The sequence below is a fragment of the Prosthecobacter sp. genome (genome assembly GCF_044378005.1).
Lineage (GTDB): Bacteria > Verrucomicrobiota > Verrucomicrobiia > Verrucomicrobiales > Verrucomicrobiaceae > Prosthecobacter.
Map to the genome: position 1 here is coordinate 1 of NZ_JBILYB010000330.1, position 2,536 is coordinate 2,536.

Here is a 2,536-nt window from a genome sequence, read left to right on the forward strand (position 1 = left end):
GGAGCAGAAGTTCGCCGGCTGGGTCTATGAGGTCAGCGAATACACCGTGAACAACCTGCTCAAGAAGCGCAGCGAGATCGTGAAGCTCGAAGTGCCGAAGGCCGAAGAGCCCAAGCCCGCCGCAGCCACACCTCCCGCCGCTGCACCGGCAGCCAGCACGCCACCCGCCGCTGCTCCTGCACCTGCGCCCGCAGCCAGCAAGCCGATCAGCGTGACCACGCCTCCGATTTCCGTCCCTCCGGCTCCTGCAAAGCCTGAAGGCGATGCCAAGAAGTAAGCGGCCAGCCCTTCTCCCATTCAATCCCTGCGGCACCGGCTTACCCCGGTGCCGTTTTCTTTTCAGCCCAGGGCGCTGGGAACCTGCGTCTCCATGCATTGACAACTCCCGGCTGGCGTCCCACGCTCGCACCTCTTCTTTGCCATGCGCATCTGGATCCTCCGCCTCCTTCTCATTGCTGCCGTGATCGCCTCCGTGGCGTGGTTTCATCAGAGCCGCTCACAGCGTCCGCGCCGGGTGGATCTGGCCACTCAGGCTGGCCGTCTCATCACTGGCAATGGCACGGAGCCCGCCACGCTGGACCCGAGCATCGCCACCGGAGTGCCGGAGCATCACATCTTTGATGCGCTCTTCGAGGGGCTCGTGACGACGGGCATTGATGACCCGGATGCCAACGCGCCCGGCGTGGCCACGCACTGGGACACGACCGACTTCGTGACGTGGACCTTTCATCTGCGAAAAGACGCCCGCTGGAGCGATGGCACGCCGCTGACTGCACGGGACTTCGTCTGGTCCTTCCAGCGCATCCTGTCTCCTGAGCTGGGGGCGGAGTATGCGCAGATGCTCTCCCCGATGAAGGGCGCGGATGCGTTTAACCAGGGCAAGATCACCGACTTCTCGCAGGTCGGGGCGGAGGCTTTGGATGACCACACGCTGCGGATCACGCTGAATGGCCCCGCGCCTTACCTGCCATCCATGCTGAAGCACTATGCCTGGCATCCAGTGCCACGGCATGTCATCGAGCGTTTCGGGAAAATGACGGACCGTGATACCAAGTGGACACGCGCGGGGAATCTCGTCGGCAACGGACCCTTCAAGCTGAAGGAGTGGCGCTTTACCCACTCGATCACGGTGGAAAGAAACCCGCACTACTGGGATGCGGCGACGGTGAAGCTGAATGAGATCGTCTTCATCCCCATCGTCTCCGACTCCACGGAGGAGCGTGCCTTCCGCGACGGGCAGATCCACAAGACCGAGACGGTCCCGCTCTCCCTGATCCCCGAGTATCGGCAAAAGCATCCCGAACTCATGACGGAGTATGCCCTGCTCGGCACATACTTCTACCGCTTCAACACCACGAAGGCCCCGATGAACAACAAGCTCGTCCGCCGCGCGCTGGCTTTGGCGGTGGATCGCGAAGGGTTGGTGCGCAACATCCTGCGCGCCGGGCAGTTGCCGACCACGGGCTTCTGTCCGCCTGGATCAGGGCAGGGGTATTTGCCGCCGGACGTGCTGCGCTTTGACCCCGCCGAGGCACGGCGGCTGCTGGCGGAGGCGGGTTATCCCGAAGGCAACGGGTTTCCGAAAACGGAGATCCTCATCAACACGCTGGAATCCCACCGCACCATCGCGGAAGCCATCCAGGAGATGTGGAAGAAGCACCTCGGCATCCAGATCGGTGTGTTGAATCAGGACTGGGGCGTGTATCTCGACTCCCAAAAGAACCTCAAGTACGACATCAGTCGTGCAGGCTGGATCGGCGACTTCCTCGATCCCTTCACCTTCCTGAGCATCTGGCAGTCTGGCGATGGCAACAATCAGACCGGTTGGAGCAATCCAAGCTACGATTCACTCCTGCAAGCCTCCCTGCGTGAACGCGACACCGCGAAGCGTCTCGCCCTGCTCAAAGACGCTGAGAACCTCCTGCTCGATGAACTGCCCGTGCTGCCGATCTACTGGTACACGCGCAGTATCCTCGTGCGTCCCGAGGTGAAGGGACTCAAGCACTCGCTGCTGGAACACCACTGCTATAAAGCCATCTCACTCGCGCCGTGAGGCGCGAGTGAGAAGCTTGTGTGCGGCGGTTCAATCCTCACCGCTGGCTGCGGACAGCGCAGCGATGACGTTGATATCTTCCAGCGTGGTCGTGTCGCCCTTGATCAGTTCGCCGGAAGCGATCTGTTTCAGCAGGCGGCGCATGATCTTGCCAGAACGGGTTTTCGGCAGGGCAGCGGCGAAGCGGACTTCATCCGGGGTCGCTACAGGGCCGATGACTTTGCGGACGTGCTTCTTCAGCTCTTCGCCGAGTTCACGATTGGTGGTGATGCCTTCTTTGACGGTGACAAAGCAGACGACGCCTTGTCCCTTCATCTCGTCAGGACGACCGACGACTGCAGCCTCAGCGACAGAAGGATGGGAAACGAGTGCGCTCTCCACTTCGGCGGTGCCGAGGCGATGACCGGCCACGTTGAGCACGTCGTCGATGCGACCAATGATCCAGATGTAGCCGTCCTTGTCACGGCGGGCTCCGTCGCCGGC

The 2,536-nt window shown here is 62.0% G+C and carries 3 protein-coding genes; 2 read left to right on the forward strand and 1 reads right to left on the reverse strand.

The genetic code is table 11. The features are described from left to right. Together AC6FTP_RS26870 and AC6FTP_RS26875 are read left to right on the forward strand one after the other, a co-directional pair. A partial coding sequence (locus AC6FTP_RS26870) for a hypothetical protein (protein ID WP_497209971.1) occupies positions 1-277 on the forward strand: 277 nt, incomplete at its 5' end. A gap of 144 nt (positions 278-421) precedes the next feature. Further along, on the forward strand, positions 422-2,053 hold the full coding sequence (locus tag AC6FTP_RS26875; RefSeq protein WP_497209972.1) for a peptide ABC transporter substrate-binding protein: 1,632 nt from the start codon (positions 422-424) through the stop codon (positions 2,051-2,053). Positions 2,054-2,083: 30 nt separating this feature from the next. Here the strand turns inward: AC6FTP_RS26875 and AC6FTP_RS26880 are convergent. Beyond that, positions 2,084-2,536, reverse strand: a 453-nt coding sequence (locus AC6FTP_RS26880) for an AMP-binding enzyme (protein ID WP_497209973.1), incomplete at its 5' end; no start/stop codon positions are given.